The sequence below is a fragment of the Campylobacter sp. CNRCH_2007_0968H genome (assembly GCF_025773245.1).
In the GTDB taxonomy this organism is placed as follows: Bacteria; Campylobacterota; Campylobacteria; order Campylobacterales; family Campylobacteraceae; genus Campylobacter_D; species Campylobacter_D lari_D.
On sequence record NZ_JAKMTQ010000001.1, the window covers coordinates 23,046 to 43,925 of the forward strand.

A 20,880-nucleotide genomic window follows, 5' to 3' on the forward strand; every position below is an offset into this window, starting at 1 on the left:
ATAAATTACAATTGTAAAATAAAAATATCAAGTCATGGAGGTGTTAAGAAATAAAAATCAAATTTAAAATAACAAATCAAAAACAAAGGAATAAAATGAAAAAACTATTTTTAATTTTAAGCATGTTAATGTGTATATGCTTTAATTTTACTAATGCTGAAGCAAATTATACAACAGCACAACAAGATATAACAATAGAAAAAACCATAGATAACAATACAAGCACAAAAATAGCTCAAGAAGATTATACCAATACAATAATCATCACCATAGCTATCTTAATATATATCATCATAGCTGCAGTGCTTGTGTATTATGGATTAAAAGGCAAGGTAGTTATATATAGAAATACAATAGATCCTAGCTTGTGTGTTGGATTATTTGCTGTATTGCCTTTAGCCTTTATAATCTTTATGACATTATTTCTAATGCGAATAGAAAGAGATACTGCGCTAATGATTATGGGTGTCATTGCTTTTATATGGGCATGCGTTGTATTATATATAGCATACACAACACTAAGAGATAATCGTAACAATCCATTACTAATGATTTTAATACTACCTTCAAAAATAGCACTAGGATTATGGTATAGACTTAGTATTTTTGCAGTTTTTAGAAAAAGCAATCTTAAAACCGTAGCGCAAAGAAGAGAAGAAAAACAAAATGCGTTAGCACGCTTTGTTTTTTTCAAGCGGACTAATTTATGCTCTAATGCGAGATAAACCTTTGAAGAAATAATACTCTAGCCTATTTAAAAAAAATAGACTAAAATTCAAATAAAACAACAAAAAAAGGTAAATAATGTTTTTTTCAAAATCAAGATACACAAGAGGCACACAATGTGCTAAGTCTTTATGGCTAAAAACTTACAAAGATGAAGTACTAAGTACCCCAGAGAATACTTCAGATAAATTTAAAACTGGTAACAAAGTAGGCGAGCTAGCTTGTGAGCTTTTTCCAAATGGAGTAAAGATAGAGTTTGAAGGCAGTTCTTTTGATGAAAAATACGAACAAACTAAGAAATTATTAGAAAATAACCAAGAGGTAATTTACGAAGCTACTTTTTGCTATGATGGTATTTTGATCATGATAGATATTTTACAAAATACTAAAGATGGTATGATCATTAATGAAGTAAAAAGCTCTACATCTTTAAAAGATGTTTATATAGATGATTGTGCTTTGCAGTATTATGTTTTATCAAATTTAAATTATAAAATCAAACAAGTTAACCTGATACATTTAAACAATGAATACTATAGAGGTGATTTTCTTGATATAAATCAACTTTTTAAGTTCAATGACATCACAGATAAAGTTATCCAAAACCAAGAAGAAGTTAGAAAAAATTTAAAATACTTTGAAGAAATTTTAAGTAAAAATGAAGAGCCAAATATAGACATAGGAACACATTGTTTTGATCCTTATGAGTGCGATGGATATGAGTATTGTTGGGTTAAACAAAGAAATTTATGTGAAAACGAGAATGTTTTTAACATTTCAAGGCTTAATGCAAATAAAAAATTTGAACTCTATCAAAAAAATATAATCAATTTCAAAGATATAAAAGATCCATCCATCTTTAATGAAAACCAACAAATTCAAATCAAAGCCTCACTTAATAAAGAAATCTACATAAACAAAGAAAATATCAAAAAATTCTTAGATACTCTAACCTATCCCATATATCATCTAGACTTTGAAACTTTTATGCAAGCTGTGCCTGAATTTAAAGGCATAAAACCTTATATGCAAATACCTTTTCAATACTCTTTGCATATAGACTATAAAGACAAGTTAGAACATAAAGAATTTTTAAGCGAATGCGGGATCGATCCAAGATATGAACTTGTAAAAAATTTGATCAATGATATACCAAAAGATGTTTGCGTGCTTGCTTATAATGCAAGCTTTGAAAAAGGTGTAATAAGAAATTTAGCACTTGCTTTTCCTAAATTTTGCGAGCATTTGCTAAATATAGAAAAAAATATCAAAGATCTTATGATTCCTTTTCAAAATAAAGATTATTATCACTATAAAATGCAAGGAAGTTATTCTATAAAAAAAGTTTTACCAGCTCTAATCCCTGATATGGAGCAAGCTTATAAAAATTTAAATTTAATCCATAATGGAAGCGAAGCTATGCAAAGTTTTGAAGCTATGCAAAATATGAATGAAAACGAAAGAAAATCTTACTGCCAAGCCTTGCTAAAATACTGCAAACTTGATACCTTAGCCATGGTAAAAATTTTAAAACATTTAGAAGAGCTTGTAAAATAACAAATATACAAATTTAAAAAGGAAAACACATGAAAACAAGTCTTTTAAAACTAGATAAGAATTTTACTAGTAAAAAAATAGCAGATTGTGGTGTTATAAAAAAAGATAAAATGTATTATGCAACAACTTTTAAAGAAGATTCAATTTTATTTGATATCTATGGAAACATACTAAAAAAAATTGCTGGCAAGATTTATCACTTAAATGATGATTTATATGGATTTTGTTGTACAAAAACAAAATATGGCTTTATAGATAAAAAAGGAAATTTAATCACAAAAGTAAAATATGATGGTATCAACAGCTTTCATGATGGCTTGGCCGGCGTTGAACTTAACGGAAAATGGGGTTTTATAGATAAACAAGGAAATTTAGCTATAGAAGCAAAGTATGATAATATTTTGGAGTTTAATGAAAGTTTAGCTGGGGTTATGTTTAATGGAAAATGGGGTTTTATAAATAAACAAGGAAATTTAGTTATAGAAACAAAATATGATGATATTTTTAATTTTAATGAAGGTTTAGCTGGAGTTGAACTTGGCGAAAAATATGGCTTTATAGATAAAAAAGGAAATTTAGCTATAGAAGCAAAATATGATTATGTTGGAAAATTTAGTGATGGTTTAGCCATAGTTGAGCTTGATGGAAAATGGGGATTTATAGATAAACAGGGAAATTTAGTTATAGAAACAAAGTATGATTATGTTGGAGAATTTAGTGATGGTTTAGCTATAGTTAAGATTATTGGAAAATGTGGCTATGGTTTTATAGATGAAAAAGGGGAGATAATCATAAATACCGAATATGATGAAATTAGTTATCATAAAGAAGAATTAGTAAAAGTCAAACTTAATGGAAAATGGGGTTTTGTAGATAAAAAAGGAAATTTAGTTATAAAAGCAAAGTATGATTATGTTGGAGAATTTAGTGATGGTTTAGCTGGGGTTATGCTTAATGGAAAATATGGCTTTATGGACAAAAAGGAAAATTTAGTTATAGAAGCAAAGTATGTTGAAGTTTACTCTTTTAATGAAGGTTTAGCTGATGTTAGACTTGGTAGAAAATGTGGTTTTATAGATAAACAAGGAAATTTAGCTATAGAAGCAAAATATGATAATGCTTTGGGGTTTAAAGATGGCTTAGCTGAAGTTAAGCTTGGTGAAAAATGGGGTTTGATAAATAAAAATGAAGAAATTGTTATTGAGATTGAGTATGATGAGATACTAAAACTTGATACAAATTTATTTTTACTTAAAAAAGGCGAAGAATTAAAACTAAAAAACCTAAATATGATTTAAAATGTTTGCGAGCATTTGTTAAATATAGAAAAAAATATCAAAGTTCTTATGGAGCCTTTTAAAAATAAAGATTATTATAAAATGCAAAAAAGTCTTATAAAAAAGTTTTACTAGCTTTAATCCTGATATGGAGCAAGCTTATAAAAATTTAAATTTAATCCATAATAAAAGCGAAGCTATGTAAAGTTTTGAAGCTGTACAAAATATGAGTGAAAATGAAAAAAAGCTCTCCGTCAAGCCTTACTAAAATGCTGTAAATTTAACCATGATAAAAATTTTAAAAGCTTAATCCATAGCTTAAAACTATGGATTAAAATTCGATTTTTAAAACCTCATACACATTTGCCTCATTTGTATAAAAGACATCATAATAACATCCTGTGTATTTATTGTTTTTTAAAAACTGATTGATTGTTTTTAGTTTTCTATCATCACTGAGCTTAAAACTTAAAATATGAATTTTAGCTTGTGGATTTAGCACTATCTCTTGGCTTTTACCTCACAATGATAATTTTCACTTCTTTTAAAGCTTCTATTGTATTATGATTATTAAAAACCTCATGATGGATAAATTCTCTACATAAGTTTTTATGAAAATCATTCCATTTTTCTAGCAAAATATCAAGAGTTTTCATTGTTTTTTACTCCGTTTAATTTTTCATTTAATTCTTTGATTTTTTCTTTATTTTCTTCAATAAATTTTAGTATTGCTCCTGCTGTAGGATTTTTATCAAAAACTATATAATCAGATAAAGTGTATCCGTTAAATTCAGGTATTTTCTCTTGAATTTTTTCTCTATCTCCTTGTGATATATCACCTATAAGTCTGATTCCAAAATTTTTCCAATTTTTAGAATTTGTAGTATCAAACCAAGCAAAAGCAAAATATACATCATTATTACTTAAATTCTTTGGTTTGAGTATAAATTGAATATAGCTTGAGCCATTATCAATGCTAAAATCATTATCAAAAACTTTGCAAGTTTCTTCTAAAAACTTATTGATAATATAATCTCTTTCATACATTGATATTTTTGGCAATAATTTTGACTTATTATTAACTAAATCTTTAAACAATTGTTCAAAACCAACTTTACTTTCCTTTTGCAAAAAGCTTATTATATCACTACCATTGCCTATGACATTATTTATAGCATCTTTGTAAAATTCTATAGTTTGGTTTAAATTGCAAAAATTTTTAACCTTTTCTTGAGATTTTTTTAACCAAGTTAAAATTTCTTTCTCATAAGAAATTTGTCTATATAGCACTTTATCGTTGCCTCTTTTTAAGAATAATTCATTTTCAACATTTTCTATATTCCAACCATTTAAACTATTCTCACTAGGATCTCTATCGCCATATGGAGTAAGATAAATCACCGCGATATCTTTCTTTTCTCCATTATTTAATGTATCTATATACCTAGCAATTTGCTCATTTTGATCTTTCGCCCAAATTTTATTTTCTAGTATAATGTGTTTAGTGCCATTATGTATATAAATATCTATATTTTTATATTCTTTTAAGACTTTTACATTATCACTTTCTCTAAACCAACCTTCTAATTTTATCTCTTTTAAAAATAAATCTAAAAATAATCTTCCTTGTTTATGATTTTCACTAGGATCAAGTAAAGATTTTAAAATTCCACTATGCAAATTCACCTCATCATGAGCGGGCAAAACCTTTAATAAAGGATTGTAGTTTGATTTGTTTTTTCCTTAAATTCCTTAAATTGTTCTAAAAATTTTTCCATATTTATTTTCTTTCCATATATAAACTAATAATTTTTATTTTAGCGTAATTTTCATCATCGCAAAACCAAAATTTCATGCGTTCTCCAACTCTATTTTTCTCCAAAGTTTTTAAAATTTTAATAGCGTGTTTTGCTAAATCATTTTTAGGTAAAAATATCACAGCAAAATAACACATCAAATCATACTCTCTATCAACTATTTTCTCATCATAGCAAAAAAATCCTCCTTTATTTAAAATTTCACTTGCATACAATAAATCATCATCATCTAGTCTAAACACATCGCCATCTCCATAAATAGACATGTATTTATCATAAATTCTTATCATTTCATTAAGATTATTTCCTCGCATATTTTTCCTTTACTCTTTCAACTCTAACAACCTTAAAATTCTCCAGCCTATATCCTTGCTTATACATGCAATTTGTCTTTGAGAAAAAGGATTAAGGGTTATTTTTCCGTTGTATTCTAAGTAAAATTTATGTCCATTTTTACTAAGCTCGTAAATTCCATTGCCCAAATCATTTACATTTTCAAACTGCAAATCAAGCACAAATTCTCCATTTGTATTAATAAAACCCCATTGATTATCTATACAAACTTGTGCTAAACCTTCTTTAAAATCAAACGCCTCATCAAAATGCTCTTTTATAACAATATTTGCATTTTTATCCACATAAATAAAACCATCACTTGTTAAAACTAATGCCAAACCACAGCTAAAACAAGACATATACTCATACTCATGCTCACAAAGTATCTCATCATTTTGATTGATCAAAAAATATCTATTGTCTTTTTTTACACTTGCTATGCCTTCGCTAAAGCTATTTGCCTCATCGTATTTTGCTTCTATGATGATTTTTCCTTTTTTATTAATATAGCCGTATTTACCATCTTTTTTTACTACAGCTAAACCTTCGCTAAAATTATTTACATCATCGTATTTTGCTTCTATGATGGTTTTTCCTTTTGTATTGATAAAACCCAATTTTCCTGCTACACAAAAGGCTGCTAAAATCTCACTAAAAAACCTAAGCTCATCATACATCACATCGATGATGATTTTGGCATTTTTATCTATAAAGCCGTATTTATTAGCTATCTTTACGCAAGCTAATCCACCAACAAATTCTCCAACTTCATCAAATTTAGCTTCACAAATTAACATCCCATTTTGATCCATGAAACCAAATTTAGAATTTTCTAAAAACAAAACAAGCTCATCATCAATAATCTTCATAAAATCAAAACTATTCTTACTAAGCTCATTTTTGTTTTTATCTACCAAAGTATATTTAGTCCCTACCCTGACTTTGATCATATCTTTGGCTATAAATTTCACATCCTTATACATAGGTTCAAAAATGCAATTTAAATTTACATCAAACAAACCATACAAAAACCCATCAAACACTAGCAAATACTCATCATTTATCAAGCTAATATCATCAAATTTAGCCTCTAAAACAAGCTTTGCAAATTCATTCAAAACTCCACATTTAAACTTGCCATTGATCTTTTGCTTGTATAAAAATAATCTTTCATTTAGTCTTTTTATACTTAAAAACTCAAAATCACTTAAAAAATTTCCATTCTGATCGATCAATGCAAACACATCGCCTTTTTTGATCTTAAAAAGCTTATTACTAAGTCTTATAATGCCATCATATTCAGTCTTTAAAATGATCTCGCCTTTTGTGTTTATAATCATTTTTTGTTTTTTTTGTTCCACCAAAGCATAGTCATTTACAAAACTACAAACATTATCATATACAAGATCCACCACCACCTTAGCCTTAGTATCTATAAAACCCCATTTGTCATTTATCATAACACCTGCTAAATTTTGACTAAAATTTAAAACCTCATCATATAAAAAATCACAAATTAATTCTCCACTGCTATTTATAAAGCTATACTTGCCAGCTTTTTTTACCGCTGCAAAGTCATTTTGAAAATCTCTTACATGATCAAATTCATCATCGATAATAATCCTAACTTCTTTCATCACTTTCCTTTGTAAAATGAAATTATATTAGAATTTTATAGACTAAGATTGTCTATATTTTATGCTAGAATATCATTTTAAAAATATGGAGGAAAAAATGAAAAAGAAAAAAATACCAAGTCAGGTTCCATTTAGTTTTGAAGATTCTCCCTTTGAAAGCAAAGAAGAATATATAGAATTTATCAAAAACATGCCTAAAATAGCTACTTTAGATAAGGCTTTGATAAAAAAATCAAGAGAGAAAAATTTAGCAAATAAAGCCATTTCTTACATACAAAGAAAAACTAATCTAAGCTACAACAATGCTAAAATTTTAAAAGATATCTTATCAAAAGAGTATTTTCGTAAGATAAGAAGCAAAAACAAAGTCTTTGCTAAATTTATGAAAAGATAAAGCCTTAGGCTTTATCTTAATTGCTTTCAAAAGAATTTTTTAATACTTCTAGCATTTGACTTTTATGCTCTTGTGCTTTACCAAAAGTCCAAGCGATTTTATCTTCGCCATCTTTATTAGCTAATGCATATATAAGCCATAGTTTTAAAGATATAACTGCTTTTTTATTATCCATATATCTTTTTTGAAAATCTCTATACTTACTTGGCACATCATGGTTATTCAAAGATGAGTTGAAACTAGAGCTAATAAGAGCTAAATTTCCAAAATTATCTATATTTTCATTAGTCCAATCATTCTCATTTGCTTTGCTTTGTGCTTGCACATGCTCTATGGAATTTAAGCTTCTAAAATAGAAATTATCAAATTTTTTCTTATCCATTTCTTTACCACATATTTTAACTTTATCGCCATTAACTTCAGCATTTTTCCACAAATAATACTCCAAACGATAAAACCAATAATGCAAAGTTGCTGTTCCTCGATCTAAGTTTGGAATATCTTCTTCAGTGAAATTGGAAATTACAAGCAGATCATTTTTATCATCTTTTATGCTTGCTTGCTCTTTAGCTAAAGCTGTGTCTAAAATTTCTAGGAAATGTATTAAATCTGATTGTGTGTTTTTATAAAATTCTTTTAGATTATCATTATTTATTAGTAATTTTATATAATATTCTACATTATTCTCAAATTTTTCGCTAGTAATATTAAAATTACTAGAAAAAAATTTTACAATTTCAGATATTATATTATTACTTTTGAAATTACTAAAATAATTATCTAATTTTTTCAAAAACGGAGTAAGCCAGTGATGATGATTATTAGACATACCACTTCTTGCTACACGTAGATAATTTTGCACCATAGCAAGATCAGGCATAACATTAGAATCTTCGCTGATTGTGTATGTACTATATTTTTTAGTTAATCTTCTAATCTTATAAGAATTTTCCATATCATCTTGACTTTTAATAACAAAATAATCAAATAAAATTCTATATTTTAAAAGATTTTCTATGAATTTTTTAGCTTTTTGTTCTATTTCTTTTTGTTCTATTTTTATAATTTCTAAAAGCTTATTTTTGTCTATAGCAATATCTTGTTTATTGCAAATTTTATAAACATGCAATAAAAAAGTAGGAAAATCTACTATGGATTTAAATTTACCTTGGTTTTCCTTGTCTTGATTTGGTTTATCAAATGATTCTTTTATAATAGTATCTATAGTATCTTTATTGCTTTCATCTAATTCAGAAATCTTTCTATCGCTAGCTTTTTGAAAGATATAATTATCCATTTGTGAGCAAATATCCCATATATGAGCATAAAGAGTTTTTTCATCTTTATTAGTAATTTTAGAAAGCAATCTTGCTTTTAAAATTTCATGTTTTTCTAGTTGTTTGCCGCGGTTATTCATACGGATAAAAAAGCGGTTTAAGTCAGTATTTTGGGCTAATTCTACAAAAACAAAATTTACTTTTTTATAAATAAAATTAGAAAATTCTTTGATATTTTCTTCTTTGATATTTTCTTTAAACCAATTTACTATAGCTTCTAAAGCTTGTGGTATGTTTTGGCATATATCCTGTGGAAATTTTTTAATTTCTTGTAAGAATAAATTATTATCATCTTTTTTATCACTACAAAATTTAGCAAATTCCTTTAAAACTTTTTCTTCTTTTTCTCTTATAGGCATAGACACTCTAAGTTTATTATCGTTTATAATAAAATTTTGCCAATCGTTGTATTTTTTATAAGAAAGATAAAATCCTATCAAAAACAAAGTTGTTAAGCGTTGTTGGCCATCTATGAGTAAGTATTTATCATCTTTTTGGCTTACCACCACATTGCCAATAAAGTATTCATTCTTACTTTCATTAGTTTTTATATCATTAAGTAAAGTTTGTATTTGCTCTTTATCCCACTCATATAGTCTTTGATAAGGTGGAATTTCAAAAAAGATACTTTGTTTTTTATCATTAATATTTACTATATTCTCAATATTTATAACACTTGCTTGATTTTGATTATTTGTTGAATTATTTGCCATTTTCATTCTCCTTAACTATATGCTTTTGTATGTGTTGTTTTTTATAAATTTCTTTAGTTATTTTTAAATACCATTTATTCCCACCATCATGTTCTTGTACTGATTTTCTTTCTTCTTCATTTTTTATAGCTATAAAATCAAGTAAATTTTGCTCTAATTCCTCTTCAAAAGATACAAAATACACTTTTTCTAAAAATTCTAAAGCATAATCTCTTTGAGTAGCCCTATAAATACTTGGTCTATAAACTCTTAAGCTAAAAGCAGCTCTTGCAAGCAAGGCCAAGAAATAATCACTATTACCATTTGGAAATTTAGAAAAATAAATCATCACAGCAATGGCATAAATGTATTTGTTATAAATAAATCCTGTGTAATATATTTCATCTAGCTCTTGGTATAAAGCATTATTTGATAATTTATCAAAAAGCTCATTGTATTTAAACAAATACTCAAAAAAATCCACCCCATTAGCAAAACTACTTAAAATTCCTAAATTTTCCTTGCTATAAAGGAATTTATCGCTAAAAAATTCTTTACAAAACTCTTCATATGCTTTAATATCATTAGCATTAATGCTTTTATGTTTTAACCATGCTCTAGCAGGTGCTAAAAGCTCATCAAATAAAATAGTGATTTTCCTTTCATCTTTTGCAAGATTTTCAAATTTCCTTGCATAATAACCTAGCATACTACCTTGATTTTTCTCTAAAGAATGCAAATGAAAAGCCTTTATAAGATCGTATGATTTTAAGCCTTTTCCTTTTGAATTTGCACTATCAAAAAACAAAAACGCATCATCTACGCTTGGAGCTAAAACGCAGATAAATTCTATATTTTTTAAAAGAAATTTTAAAAACTTACGTTTTTCATCACTATAACTTTCGAAATAAGCTTTTATATACTCGTAATTTTCTTTGATATGGTATTTTGACTCATTATGAGAGTATTTAACATTATTTAAAAAATTACATTTACATAAAACTCTTAAAATCAAAGCCAAGGTGGTAAGACGTTGTTGGCCATCTACTATGTTAAACTTGTTTTCTTTGTTTTCTGTATGTAATATCAAACTTCCTAAAAGATATTTTTGGTTTTTATCTATTTGTTCGCTTATATCTTTTAAAAGAATTTTAACTTGCTCTATACCCCAAGCATAAGGGCGTTGATAATCAGGTATGTTTAAAGAAAAATCATTATCAAAAATACTGCTATCATTAATTTTATTTCCACGCACCAACTCTTTCAAACTCACAACGCAAGAATTTACACTCATTTATAACCTTTCTAAATTTTAAGCTTATTATATCAAGCTATCTATCATTTCCAAAGCTTCCAAAGCTTTCATCTTAAGTCCTATGCCATTTCTAAAAAACTTTGGAAAATCACACTCATTTGGATTGATCCTTAAAAGTGTTCTAGTTTTGCCTTTTTTACAAAAATCCTCGCTAAACATACGCATACTAGGTACAGCTTTACCAGCTCCAAGCTCTATAAGCAAGATATTTTTATCCTCTAAGGGTTTAAGCCAGTTTTTATAACTTTGCTTTTGTAAAAAATAACGGCTATCATTAAAACTACCATCATTAAACATCAAGATATTTGGCCTTGCTAAACCTTGACATCTAGGGCATTTTGGCAAAGATAAGACTTTGAAATTTTCCATATCTATATCTAATTCCTCATGCATTTGCCAGATCAAATCACCGCATGCATAATTAAAACATTGCAAGTAATTTATATTTCCATGAAATTCATAAATTTTATTCTCATCAAAACCAGCCTTTTTAAAATGTCCATCTACATTAGTCGTAACGACATAATAATCTTGTTTACTTTTTGCAAGTTTTAAAAGTATCTCATAACCTTTATGTGGTATAGTATCTTTATACAACTTAAATCTATGTCCATAAAAAGCCCAAGCAAGCTGTGCATTTGTATAAAAATTTGTAGGATTAGCCATGCGTTCAAAGTCTATGCCTAGTTTTTGCAAATGCGGATAAGCTCTCCAAAAACCTTCTTTTCCTCTAAAATCAGGCAAACCACTATCTACTCCCATGCCAGCTCCAGCTGTGATGATGATTACCTCTGCTTTGTCTAAAGCTTCTTTTATATAAGTTTGTATTTGCATTTTTTACCTTTAAAAATTTTCATAATCAAATTTCCTAGCCTCATGTAGCTCTTTAGTTACTTCAAGGCTCATTTCCCAAAAAACTGCATTCATGGATTTTGGCATGCAATTTTCATCTTCGTATTTTTTGCTTATAGCCTTATAAACCTCATCATTTTCCTCACAATCAACAGCAAGACTACCTAAATAAGGATACAACAAATACCCCACCGGAGCCGTATCAAATACCATAGTTAGTTTTGTTTTTGGAAAATTTTCTTTCGTAAAAGCTAAAAATTCATCTCTAGCTTTATAATCTGTCTTGTCTTTATCAAACAAATCACTATGTTTTGTTTTATTGACATGAAAATCATTGTTTGGAGTGTTAAAACACATCCAAAAAGATTTTTTACCTTTTTGGATGGTATAATCTTGAATAGTTTCAACCGCTAAAGCCATTTTTTATCCTTTTTATATTGTATTGATATAATTATACTATATAAAATGGACTTTTAATGTCTATATTTTAACCTTTACATTTTTGAGCTATCACATCCATAGCTTCTTGCGAGAGAACAAAATTTGTATGATAAAGCAAGCAACTACCCATATCAAGCACTTTTAGCACAAGCTTTTTGTTATTAGCATCTTTTGGATTATGTCTTGTATTAGCTAGATCATAAATTTCATACACCATATCTTTACTAAGCTTATTAATGTCAAGTTCTATGATATTTTCTTCAAATTTCATAGGATCTTGTGTAAATTCTTCTTTGTTTTCTTTTTTTACAAAGCTTTTTTTCTTACTAAAAGATTTTAGCTCATTTTCTTTTGCTTCTTCTAGTGTATAAATTTCATTTAAACTAAAGCTTAAGTCATTGTCATTGTTTTTATATCTTAGTAAAAAGGCAAAGGCTTCATCTTTGCTTTCTTTAAAAAGTGTTTCAACTTTTTCTACTTGAGTTTCAAAAATAATCATATCAAAAGAAGAATAAAAGTCTAAAACCACAGCCTTAGCATATCTTTTACCACTTTTACTCATCATTGATTTAAAATCTTCAATCTTTCCTACAACCAAAAGCTCACCCTCGCCTTTGAGTGTTTCAAAATCCATACTTTTAAAATAATCTATACCTTCTATTTGACTTGCAAATTTATCTAAAGGATGACCTGATACATAAATTCCTAAGATTTCTTTTTCATAGCCTAGTTTTTCCATTAACTCAAATTCTACTTTGCTATCATGAAGCCCTACTTTGATATCTGCGGCTATTTCTTCTTCTCCAAAAAGAGAAGCAGTAGAATTTCTTTTAACTTCAGCTATTTTTCTACTTGTTTCTGAAATAAGCTCAAGATTATCCACCAAACATTTTCTAGTATAGCCAAACTCATCAAAAGCACCTGATTTAGCTAAATTTTCTATAGTTTTTTTATTAATCTTAGTAGGATCAATAGAGCTTATAAAATCATCAAAATCACTAAAACCCTCTTCCTTGCGAATAGTCATGATATTTTCTATCGCAGGAATTCCCACACTCTTAATCGCTCCAAGCCCATAAATAATAGCTTCAGAACCATCTTCAAGCTTAGTTGCACTAAATTCTCTTTGAGCTTTATTGATATTTGGCGGCAAAAGCTTGATATTCATTCTTTTCATCTCTTCAATGTATTTTGCGACCTTATCTACATTGCTTTCTTCACTTGTTAAAAGCGCAGCCATAAATTCACTTGGATAATAAGTTTTTAAATACGCTGTTTGAAAGGTTATAAGCGCATAGGCAGCCGAGTGAGATTTATTAAAACCATATTCAGCAAATTTCAAAATAAGCTCAAACAAATCATCAGCCTTTTTCTCATCATAGCCTTGTTTTTTAGCTCCTTCTAAATACTCTGCTTTAAGATTGTCCAAAATTTCTCTTTTTTTCTTACCCATAGCACGACGCACATTATCAGCTCCACCCAAAGAAAAACCACCAATTTTTTGCACTATTTGCATAACCTGCTCTTGATAAACTATAACCCCATAAGTATTTTCAAGTATAGGCTTTAAATCATCAAATGCATATGTTGCAGCCTTTCTACCATGCTTGATATCGATAAAATCATCCACCATCCCACTATCAAGTGGCCCTGGTCTATATAAAGCTAAAACCGCGATTAAATCTTCAAATCTTTCAGGCTTTAACCTAGCATTCAAACTTTGCATACCGCCTGATTCTATTTGGAAAATACCCAAGGTATTACCACTTTGTATAGTTTTATAAACCTTAGGATCATTCATATCAATCTTTTCCCAAATCACATCTTTACCATAACGCTTTTTCACTAGCTTAATCGCATTATCAATTACTGTAAGGGTTTTTAAACCCAAAAAGTCAAATTTAATTAAATCCACATCTTCAAGATATTCTTTAGAATACTGCGTTACCAAATGACGCTCATCGTTTTTACTTTGTCTAAAAAGCGGAGCTTTATTCCACAAAGCTTCATTAGATATCACAACTCCGGCCGCGTGCATACCTGCGTTTCTATTTAAACCCTCTAGTGCTTTAGCAAAATCCCAAACTTGACGCCCTTTTGGATGAGAATTTACAAATTCAGCTATTTTTGGTTCTTGCTCATAGGCTTTTTCTAAAGTAATTTTTAGCTCTTCAGGAACTAATTTTGCCAAAGCATCCGCATCAGGTATGCTCATATCACAAACCCTAGCTACATCACGGATTACTCCCTTTGCTAAAAGCTTACCAAAGGTAATGACTTGTGCAACCTTTTCAGCTCCATATTTATCGATCACATAATCAATCACTTCCCCTCTTCTATCTTGACAAAAATCCACATCAATATCAGGCATTGATACACGCTCAGGATTTAAAAATCTCTCAAAAAGAAGATTATAAGGTATAGGATCTAAATCTGTAATTTTTAAACAATACGAAACTAAACTCCCCGCTGCACTCCCACGCCCTGGGCCAACTGGTATATCTTTTTCCTTAGCTGCGGCGATAAAATCATGAACGATTAACATATAACCTGAAAATTTCATATTTTTAATAATACTAATTTCTAAATCAAGCCTATCTTTATACTCTTGGTGCTTACTCTCATCGATAAATTGAAGTCTTTCTTCTAAGCCTTTTTTACAAAGATACTCAAAAACTATATCATCATTATCAAAGCTAAATTCTTGATCTTCTTGTGCTAGATTTAAACTATATTTTTTTGCATATTCACGGGTAAATTTAAAATTTGGTGGGGTTGGATCGCCTAGTTTTAATTCTAAATTGCATTTATTAGCTATTTCTTGAGTATTTTCGATGGCTTCAGGAATATCAGCAAAAAGTTCGCTCATTTGCTCTGGTGTTTTTACATAAAACTCATGCACCTCATGTCTTAAACGCCCTGGATCATCAAGCTTAACCCCCATGGCTATACACATAAATACTTCATGAGCAGCCGCCCTTTCTTTAAAAGTGTAATGTGTATCATTAGTTGCAATAATTTTTATATCAAGCTCTTTAGCAAGTTTGATGATAGAATCATCAATAAATTTTTGATCATCAATACCATGACGCATAATTTCAAGGTAAAAATCATCTCCAAAAACTTTTTTATACCATAAAGCTGCTTCTTTTGCACCCTCATAACCCTTTGCGCCAAATTTTATATTTCGTTCATTCTTGGTATTTAAATGCCAATTAATCTCACCTTGCAAACACGCAGAAGAGCAAATCAAACCCTCACTATGAGCCTCTAAAAGCTTTTTATTAATCCTTGGGTAATAATACAAACCATGTATATAACTTTGCGAGCTCAAATACATCAAATTTTTATAACCAATTTCATTTTTAGCAAATAAACAAAGATGAAAACGCTGTCTTGAGCTTTTATCACTTAAATCATCGTGATTATGTAAATATGCTTCAAGCCCTATAATAGGCTTAATTCCTTCAGCTCTCATTGTTTTATAAAAATCAATAGCACCAAACATATTTCCATGATCAGTCATAGCAACACTTGTTGCACCTTGTGCTTTTAGCGTTTTAGCTAGCTCTTTGAGTTTATTTGCTCCATCAAGTAAAGAATATTCTGTATGTAAATGCAAATGTGTAAATTGGCTCATATTTTTCCTTGTATTTTTTTATTATTATAAAAAAAAACCTTAAATTTAAAACTTACAAGCATAAAAAATGTATAATAGCTTACTTTCAAAAAAGGAGTAAAAAATGGAAGTAAAAATTTATTATTGTAATCTTTGAAATTACAAACCACAAGCTGCAAGGGTTGCAGAAGAAATACAAAATGAATTCAAAGATGCACAAATTTCTACCATAGAAAAAGGTGGCGGTCATTTTATAGTAGAAGTAGATGGTAAAATCATTTACTCTAAAAAAGACTTGTTTAATTGTGAAGTAGATAGATTTCCTCATGAGGGTGAAATTACCAAGCTTATGAAACAAATGTAAGCTAAACCCTCATCAGCGAGGGTTTATTTTGTTAAAGGAACAAGCATACCTTCATAAAGTTTTTGATAAATTTCTTCTGAGCATAAATGTTTAGCAAGCTCTAAACCAAATAAAATAGCCGTAGCAGGCCCAGCTGCTGTGATGACATTTTCATTTACTACAACTGCTTTATTTACTCTTATACCTTCAATACCCACTTCACAACCAGGATAGCAAGAAAACTCGCCATTAATCACCCCTGCTTTTGCCAATACCATAGGTGAAGCACAAATAGCAGCTACGATTTTTTTCTTAGCATGTAAATCTTGTATGATTTTTATGATAAGTGAATTGTTTTTTAAATTCATCATACCTTCAAATCCACCTGCCAAAGCGATTGCATCTAAATTTTCTTGATCAACACTAGTCAAACTCACATCAGCCCTTATGCTAATTCCATTAGCTCCCTGCACTAAAAGCTCATCATCTAGCGAAGCAATAATTACTTCTAAATTTCCACTAGCCTCCCCTGCTCTTTTTAAAACATCAGCTATACCTATAAATTCAGCCTCTTCAAAACCTTTTGCCAAAGGCACTAAAACTTTTTTCATTTTTCTCCTTTTAGTCGATAAATCTTTTATTTAATTCATGAAAATATTCTATGCGTCTATCGCGTAAAAATGGCCACCATCTACGCACATTTTCACATCTTTGCATATCAATTTCAACGATTTTACAAAGCTCTTGTTTATCATCAGCCCTAAAAAGCTCTTCACCTTGAGCCCCAAAAACAAAAGAATTCCCCCAAAATCTTATGCCATCTTCCACACCGCTTTCATCTTTTTCAAAACCCACTCTATTAATAGCTACTACAGGTAAGCCATTAGCTATAGCATGACCTCTTTGCACACCTATCCAAGCTTCAAGCTGTCTTTGTTTTTCTTCTTTTTCATCCTTATCAAACCAACCTATAGCGGTAGGATAAATTAAAATTTGAGCTCCCTTTAAAGCCATTAACCTAGCAGCTTCAGGATACCATTGATCCCAGCATATTAAAACCCCAAGCTTTCCAACACTTGTTTGTATAGGCTCAAAACCCAAATCACCTGGAGTAAAATAAAATTTTTCATAAAAACAAGGATCATCAGGAATATGCATTTTGCGGTATTTGCCTGCTATGGAGCCATCTTTTTCAAATACCACACTAGTATTATGATAAAGCCCTGCACTTCTTTTTTCAAATAAAGAAGTTACCAAAACAACTTTATTTTCCCTAGCTACATTAGACCAAAATTTAACATCCTCTTCATAGTCATTTGCCAAATCAAAAAAGTTTGTATTTTCACTTTGACAAAAATACTGCGTTTGATGAAGCTCTTGCAAACACACAAGCTCAGCCTTTTCTTTTGCTGCTTGTTTAATAAGTTCGCATGTTTTTTCTATAGTTTTTTCTTTATTTTGTTTAAATTCTTGCTGAATGAGCGCTAATTTCATTTTTACTCCTTTCTTCTTCTGAATCATCATAAGGATCTAAATGTATATGGATATTCCAAAAATCATCTTTAAAATGTTCTCTTATGCTATCTTCAATCTCATCACCAATCTCATGAGCTTTTAAAAGTGATATTGTAGGTTCAAAAACTAAATGCACACTAACATAAAGCATATCAGGACTTTTTCTAGTTTTTAAATGATGAAAACTTTTGACTTCTTTATTTGCACTTATGATTTGTTTAATCACTTCAACTTGTTCTTTATCAATAGCTACATCTAATAAAATTTTAGAACTTTCCTTAATGATTTTAAAAGCTGAAAAAATCGTATATAAACTTATAGCTATGCCAAATAATCCATCAATAAAATGATAATTTGTAAAAGCTATAATCACAAGTGCTAAAAGCGTTAAAGCATTAGTCAAGAAATCTATTTTATAGTGTAAGCTATCAGCTTTTATAATCAAGCTTTTTGTTTTTTTAGCAACATAATTTAAAAAAACCACCAAACACAAAGTCACAGCCATAGCAAAAGCCATGACAAAAATTCCAAGATCAAGTTTTTCTACACTTTCTTGATTGTGAATTTTCAAAACACTCTCATAAAAAATATAAACCCCAATCCCACTAATAACAAGACCTTCAAAAAGCCCCATTAAAGCTTCAATTTTACTAAGGCCAAAATTATATTCCTTGCTAGAGCCTTGAGAGCTTTTTTTCAAAGCTAAAAAATTTAAACCCGAAATCACACAATCAAGCAAAGAATCAATCGCACTAGAAAGTACTGCAACAGAACCTGAAGCTAAACCTACTGCAAATTTTATAATAGCTAAAAAAATAGCACATACACTTGCAATGATAGTCGCACTTTTTTGTAAATTCATCTTTGACCTTCATAGCGGTTTTGACAAGAACAATGCAAAGAACCATTTTGTCTTAAAAACACCCTTGCATCAACCCCTACTACTTTTCTATCTTTGCATGCTTTTTGTAAATTTTCTAATACCAAAGCATCATTTTCATCATTATAAGTTGGCACTATCAAACCACCATTAACAAAAACAAAATTTACATAAGTAGCACCAAGCCTTTTACCTTCAAAATACAAAGGCTTAGGTAAAGGAAGCTCTAATAAATCAAATCCTGTTTTTTTCAGCTCATCTTCCATAGCCTTTAAAGGTGCGTAATGCTCATCATTTTCATCTTTACACACACAATAAGCAATGGTTTTTTCATTGATAAATCTTGCTAGGGTATCTATATGATGATCAGTATCATCGCCTTTTATATAACCATGATTTAACCATATAATTTGTTTTAAGCCAAAAATTTCTTTTAACTTAGCTTCAATTTGCTCTTTATTTAAATGTGAATTTCTATTTTCATTTAACAAACAAGCACTCGTTGTAAGCATTACTCCTTGCCCGTTAAAATCAATACTCCCACCTTCTAAAATAAGATCAATTTTTTCTAATTTTCCAGATAATTTTTGTGCAAAAAGCTTTGAATTTACCGCATTATCTAAAGTGCTTTGAAATTTATCGCCCCAAGCATTAAAAGTAAAATCAAGCCCTATAATTTTATCATCTTCACGCGCATCAATTGCACCAAAATCTCTAATCCAAGTATCATTAGTATCACACTTAAAAAAATCTAGATTTTTTATATGTTTAAATCTTTGAAAATCTTTTTCACTTGGAGCAATAAGTAAAACTTTTTGAAAATTTGCCACAGCTTTAATAAATTCCTCATAGCTTTGCATAATTTCTTCTAAATAAGGACTCCAATCGCTATTTTTATGGGGTAATGAAAGTAAAAGTAGTTCCTGTTTTTCCCATTCTGCTATGCTTTTTCTCATTGATAATTTCCTTTGATAAAATGTATAAAAAGGTAACATTAATTACATATTCTAAAAAATATTAATAATATCATTTTTATCTTTAAAAACGGCATAGTAGTATTTAAAGATACTTTTACATTAAAAACATTTAATATTTTTTTAAATTTCAAGTTATAAGATGAAAATGAGACAAGTTCAAGGAGGTAAAATGAAAAAAATTGTATATTCTGTCTTATCTTTATCTTTTTTAATGAGTTCTGCTTTTGCCATTGATCAAGCAAAACTTCAAGCAAAAAAGCAAACAGGTATCCATTTACAAAGTGCGCAATGGAAAGTCCCAAATACTATAGAAAATGGCATTATCATTGAAGATAAACTTCCAAATTCACCTTATACTCAAGCAGTCATTTTGGGTAATAAAATTTTAAATTACACCACAAACTATATAGGACCTCAAGCAAAAAATCCTAAAAATCGTTATGCAGGTAATAATCTTTCTTGCTCAAGCTGTCATGCTAATGCTGGAACTATAAAAAATCAATCAGGTTTTGTAGGAATTTATGCACGCTTTCCACAATATAATGCAAGAGCGGATAAAATAATCACTCTAGAAGATAGAATTAATGGCTGTATGGAAAGATCCATGAATGGCAAAAGGCTTCCAAACAACTCTCCTCAAATGAAAGCCATACTTGCTTATATGCATTATATTTCTCAAGGTATAGAAGTAGGAGCAAAAACACAAGGACAAGGATTACCTAAAATATCCTTTTTAAAAAGAGCAGCAGATCCTAAAAAAGGTAAAGAAATTTATCAAAATAAGTGCGTAGCCTGCCATGGAGAAAATGGAGAGGGGATAAAAAGTAATGATCCTAGTATGAGTTATTACATATATCCTGCTTTATGGGGAAATGATAGTTACAACACAGGTGCTGGCATGTATAGACTTATCAAAGCTGCAAGTTATATCAAAGCAAATATGCCAAAAGATGATGCAACCTTAACTCTAGAACAAGCTTATGATGTGGCAGCTTATATTAATTCTCAACCAAGACCTATTAAAAAGAATAGAAATAAAGACTTTCCAGATCGTGATGTAAAACCTGCAGATATGGATGTAAAACCTTATGCTAAACATGATAAATTTAGTATAGAGCAACATCGTTATGGTCCTTTTGAACCTTTATATATTAATACAAAATAA

Annotated in this window: 20 protein-coding genes; 6 read left to right on the plus strand and 14 right to left on the minus strand. The window is 29.1% G+C overall.

The annotated features are described in order from the left end of the window. Positions 1 to 95: 95 nt before the first annotated feature. The 3 genes from L8Y18_RS00150 to L8Y18_RS00160 all read left to right on the plus strand — a co-directional run bounded on the left by L8Y18_RS00150 (position 96) and on the right by L8Y18_RS00160 (position 3,581). Complete coding sequence (locus tag L8Y18_RS00150) at positions 96 to 725, plus strand: hypothetical protein (RefSeq protein WP_263676022.1); 630 nt, start codon at positions 96 to 98, stop codon at positions 723 to 725. Positions 726 to 804: 79 nt separating this feature from the next. After that, positions 805 to 2,283, plus strand: coding sequence for a DUF2779 domain-containing protein (locus tag L8Y18_RS00155; protein WP_263676023.1), 1,479 nt, complete (start codon positions 805 to 807; stop codon positions 2,281 to 2,283). A gap of 29 nt (positions 2,284 to 2,312) precedes the next feature. After that, positions 2,313 to 3,581, plus strand: a complete 1,269-nt coding sequence (locus L8Y18_RS00160; RefSeq protein WP_263676024.1) for a WG repeat-containing protein — start codon at positions 2,313 to 2,315, stop codon at positions 3,579 to 3,581. Between the two features lie 310 nt (positions 3,582 to 3,891). Here the strand turns inward: L8Y18_RS00160 and L8Y18_RS00165 are convergent, their stop codons facing one another. The 5 genes from L8Y18_RS00165 to L8Y18_RS00185 all read right to left on the minus strand — a co-directional run bounded on the left by L8Y18_RS00165 (position 3,892) and on the right by L8Y18_RS00185 (position 7,350). Then, entirely contained in the window at positions 3,892 to 4,062 is a 171-nt protein-coding gene (locus L8Y18_RS00165; RefSeq protein WP_263676025.1) for a hypothetical protein, read from the minus strand. 13 nt (positions 4,063 to 4,075) lie between these two features. Further along, complete coding sequence (locus L8Y18_RS00170) at positions 4,076 to 4,216, minus strand: hypothetical protein (protein WP_263676026.1); 141 nt, start codon at positions 4,214 to 4,216, stop codon at positions 4,076 to 4,078. Further along, positions 4,203 to 5,264, minus strand: coding sequence for a PD-(D/E)XK nuclease family protein (locus L8Y18_RS00175; protein ID WP_263676027.1), 1,062 nt, complete (start codon positions 5,262 to 5,264; stop codon positions 4,203 to 4,205). Before L8Y18_RS00175 ends, L8Y18_RS00170 begins: the two co-directional genes overlap by 14 nt. A gap of 76 nt (positions 5,265 to 5,340) precedes the next feature. Continuing rightward, positions 5,341 to 5,691, minus strand: a complete 351-nt coding sequence (locus L8Y18_RS00180) for a hypothetical protein (protein ID WP_012661594.1) — start codon at positions 5,689 to 5,691, stop codon at positions 5,341 to 5,343. A gap of 9 nt (positions 5,692 to 5,700) precedes the next feature. Next, positions 5,701 to 7,350, minus strand: coding sequence for a WG repeat-containing protein (locus tag L8Y18_RS00185; protein ID WP_263676028.1), 1,650 nt, complete (start codon positions 7,348 to 7,350; stop codon positions 5,701 to 5,703). A 97-nt stretch (positions 7,351 to 7,447) separates the two neighbouring features. On the opposite strand from L8Y18_RS00185, the gene L8Y18_RS00190 reads away from it, so the two are divergent. After that, positions 7,448 to 7,744: a hypothetical protein gene (locus L8Y18_RS00190; protein ID WP_263676029.1), complete on the plus strand. Its 297-nt coding sequence runs from the start codon at positions 7,448 to 7,450 to the stop codon at positions 7,742 to 7,744. Positions 7,745 to 7,760: 16 nt separating this feature from the next. On the opposite strand, the gene L8Y18_RS00195 is transcribed toward L8Y18_RS00190, so the two are convergent. The 5 genes from L8Y18_RS00195 to dnaE form a co-directional block, all read right to left on the minus strand. Then, positions 7,761 to 9,794: a DUF262 domain-containing protein gene (locus L8Y18_RS00195; RefSeq protein WP_263676030.1), complete on the minus strand. Its 2,034-nt coding sequence runs from the start codon at positions 9,792 to 9,794 to the stop codon at positions 7,761 to 7,763. Then, the gene (locus tag L8Y18_RS00200) at positions 9,784 to 11,067 is read right to left on the minus strand and encodes a DUF262 domain-containing protein (protein ID WP_263676032.1); all 1,284 of its coding nucleotides are present in this window, start codon (positions 11,065 to 11,067) and stop codon (positions 9,784 to 9,786) included. Before L8Y18_RS00200 ends, L8Y18_RS00195 begins: the two co-directional genes overlap by 11 nt. Before the next feature lie 27 nt (positions 11,068 to 11,094). Further along, complete coding sequence (locus tag L8Y18_RS00205; protein WP_263676034.1) at positions 11,095 to 11,922, minus strand: SIR2 family NAD-dependent protein deacylase; 828 nt, start codon at positions 11,920 to 11,922, stop codon at positions 11,095 to 11,097. A gap of 9 nt (positions 11,923 to 11,931) precedes the next feature. Next, complete coding sequence (locus L8Y18_RS00210) at positions 11,932 to 12,360, minus strand: hypothetical protein (RefSeq protein ID WP_263676036.1); 429 nt, start codon at positions 12,358 to 12,360, stop codon at positions 11,932 to 11,934. Between the two features lie 67 nt (positions 12,361 to 12,427). Continuing rightward, on the minus strand, positions 12,428 to 16,021 hold the full coding sequence (gene dnaE / locus L8Y18_RS00215; RefSeq protein WP_263676038.1) for a DNA polymerase III subunit alpha: 3,594 nt from the start codon (positions 16,019 to 16,021) through the stop codon (positions 12,428 to 12,430). Between the two features lie 103 nt (positions 16,022 to 16,124). Here dnaE and L8Y18_RS00220 point away from each other — a divergent pair, with 103 nt between their 5' ends. Next, positions 16,125 to 16,364, plus strand: coding sequence for a SelT/SelW/SelH family (seleno)protein (locus L8Y18_RS00220; protein ID WP_257396702.1), 240 nt, complete (start codon positions 16,125 to 16,127; stop codon positions 16,362 to 16,364). A 23-nt stretch (positions 16,365 to 16,387) separates the two neighbouring features. On the opposite strand, the gene L8Y18_RS00225 is transcribed toward L8Y18_RS00220, so the two are convergent. Genes L8Y18_RS00225 through L8Y18_RS00240 form a run of 4 tightly spaced genes read right to left on the minus strand, consistent with a single transcriptional unit; the run spans position 16,388 to position 19,694 of the window. Beyond that, the gene (locus L8Y18_RS00225; RefSeq protein ID WP_263676040.1) at positions 16,388 to 16,954 is read right to left on the minus strand and encodes a DJ-1 family glyoxalase III; all 567 of its coding nucleotides are present in this window, start codon (positions 16,952 to 16,954) and stop codon (positions 16,388 to 16,390) included. A 10-nt stretch (positions 16,955 to 16,964) separates the two neighbouring features. Further along, positions 16,965 to 17,837 carry an N-carbamoylputrescine amidohydrolase gene (locus tag L8Y18_RS00230; RefSeq protein WP_039628382.1) on the minus strand — a complete coding sequence of 291 codons (873 nt, stop codon included), beginning with the start codon at positions 17,835 to 17,837 and terminating at the stop codon, positions 16,965 to 16,967. Further along, a complete protein-coding gene (locus L8Y18_RS00235) occupies positions 17,806 to 18,720 on the minus strand; it encodes a cation diffusion facilitator family transporter (protein WP_012661604.1) in 915 nt (304 codons plus the stop codon). Before L8Y18_RS00235 ends, L8Y18_RS00230 begins: the two co-directional genes overlap by 32 nt. Then, positions 18,717 to 19,694 carry an agmatine deiminase family protein gene (locus tag L8Y18_RS00240; protein ID WP_263676042.1) on the minus strand — a complete coding sequence of 326 codons (978 nt, stop codon included), beginning with the start codon at positions 19,692 to 19,694 and terminating at the stop codon, positions 18,717 to 18,719. Before L8Y18_RS00240 ends, L8Y18_RS00235 begins: the two co-directional genes overlap by 4 nt. A 190-nt stretch (positions 19,695 to 19,884) precedes the next feature. On the opposite strand from L8Y18_RS00240, the gene L8Y18_RS00245 reads away from it, so the two are divergent. Then, a complete protein-coding gene (locus L8Y18_RS00245) occupies positions 19,885 to 20,880 on the plus strand; it encodes a c-type cytochrome (protein ID WP_263676044.1) in 996 nt (331 codons plus the stop codon).

Excerpts from the sequence above, each read along its gene's own strand:
- L8Y18_RS00150 (WP_263676022.1), top strand. The coding sequence starts at position 96 with ATGAAAAAACTATTTTTAATTTTAAGCATGTTAATGTGTATATGCTTT.
- L8Y18_RS00155 (WP_263676023.1), top strand. The coding sequence starts at position 805 with ATGTTTTTTTCAAAATCAAGATACACAAGAGGCACACAATGTGCTAAG.
- L8Y18_RS00160 (WP_263676024.1), top strand. The coding sequence starts at position 2,313 with ATGAAAACAAGTCTTTTAAAACTAGATAAGAATTTTACTAGTAAAAAA.
- L8Y18_RS00170 (WP_263676026.1), bottom strand. The coding sequence starts at position 4,216 with ATGAAAACTCTTGATATTTTGCTAGAAAAATGGAATGATTTTCATAAA.
- L8Y18_RS00180 (WP_012661594.1), bottom strand. The coding sequence starts at position 5,691 with ATGCGAGGAAATAATCTTAATGAAATGATAAGAATTTATGATAAATAC.
- L8Y18_RS00185 (WP_263676028.1), bottom strand. The coding sequence starts at position 7,350 with ATGAAAGAAGTTAGGATTATTATCGATGATGAATTTGATCATGTAAGA.
- L8Y18_RS00190 (WP_263676029.1), top strand. The coding sequence starts at position 7,448 with ATGAAAAAGAAAAAAATACCAAGTCAGGTTCCATTTAGTTTTGAAGAT.
- L8Y18_RS00195 (WP_263676030.1), bottom strand. The coding sequence starts at position 9,794 with ATGGCAAATAATTCAACAAATAATCAAAATCAAGCAAGTGTTATAAAT.
- L8Y18_RS00200 (WP_263676032.1), bottom strand. The coding sequence starts at position 11,067 with ATGAGTGTAAATTCTTGCGTTGTGAGTTTGAAAGAGTTGGTGCGTGGA.
- L8Y18_RS00205 (WP_263676034.1), bottom strand. The coding sequence starts at position 11,922 with ATGCAAATACAAACTTATATAAAAGAAGCTTTAGACAAAGCAGAGGTA.
- L8Y18_RS00210 (WP_263676036.1), bottom strand. The coding sequence starts at position 12,360 with ATGGCTTTAGCGGTTGAAACTATTCAAGATTATACCATCCAAAAAGGT.
- dnaE (WP_263676038.1), bottom strand. The coding sequence starts at position 16,021 with ATGAGCCAATTTACACATTTGCATTTACATACAGAATATTCTTTACTT.
- L8Y18_RS00225 (WP_263676040.1), bottom strand. The coding sequence starts at position 16,954 with ATGAAAAAAGTTTTAGTGCCTTTGGCAAAAGGTTTTGAAGAGGCTGAA.
- L8Y18_RS00230 (WP_039628382.1), bottom strand. The coding sequence starts at position 17,837 with ATGAAATTAGCGCTCATTCAGCAAGAATTTAAACAAAATAAAGAAAAA.
- L8Y18_RS00235 (WP_012661604.1), bottom strand. The coding sequence starts at position 18,720 with ATGAATTTACAAAAAAGTGCGACTATCATTGCAAGTGTATGTGCTATT.
- L8Y18_RS00240 (WP_263676042.1), bottom strand. The coding sequence starts at position 19,694 with ATGAGAAAAAGCATAGCAGAATGGGAAAAACAGGAACTACTTTTACTT.
- L8Y18_RS00245 (WP_263676044.1), top strand. The coding sequence starts at position 19,885 with ATGAAAAAAATTGTATATTCTGTCTTATCTTTATCTTTTTTAATGAGT.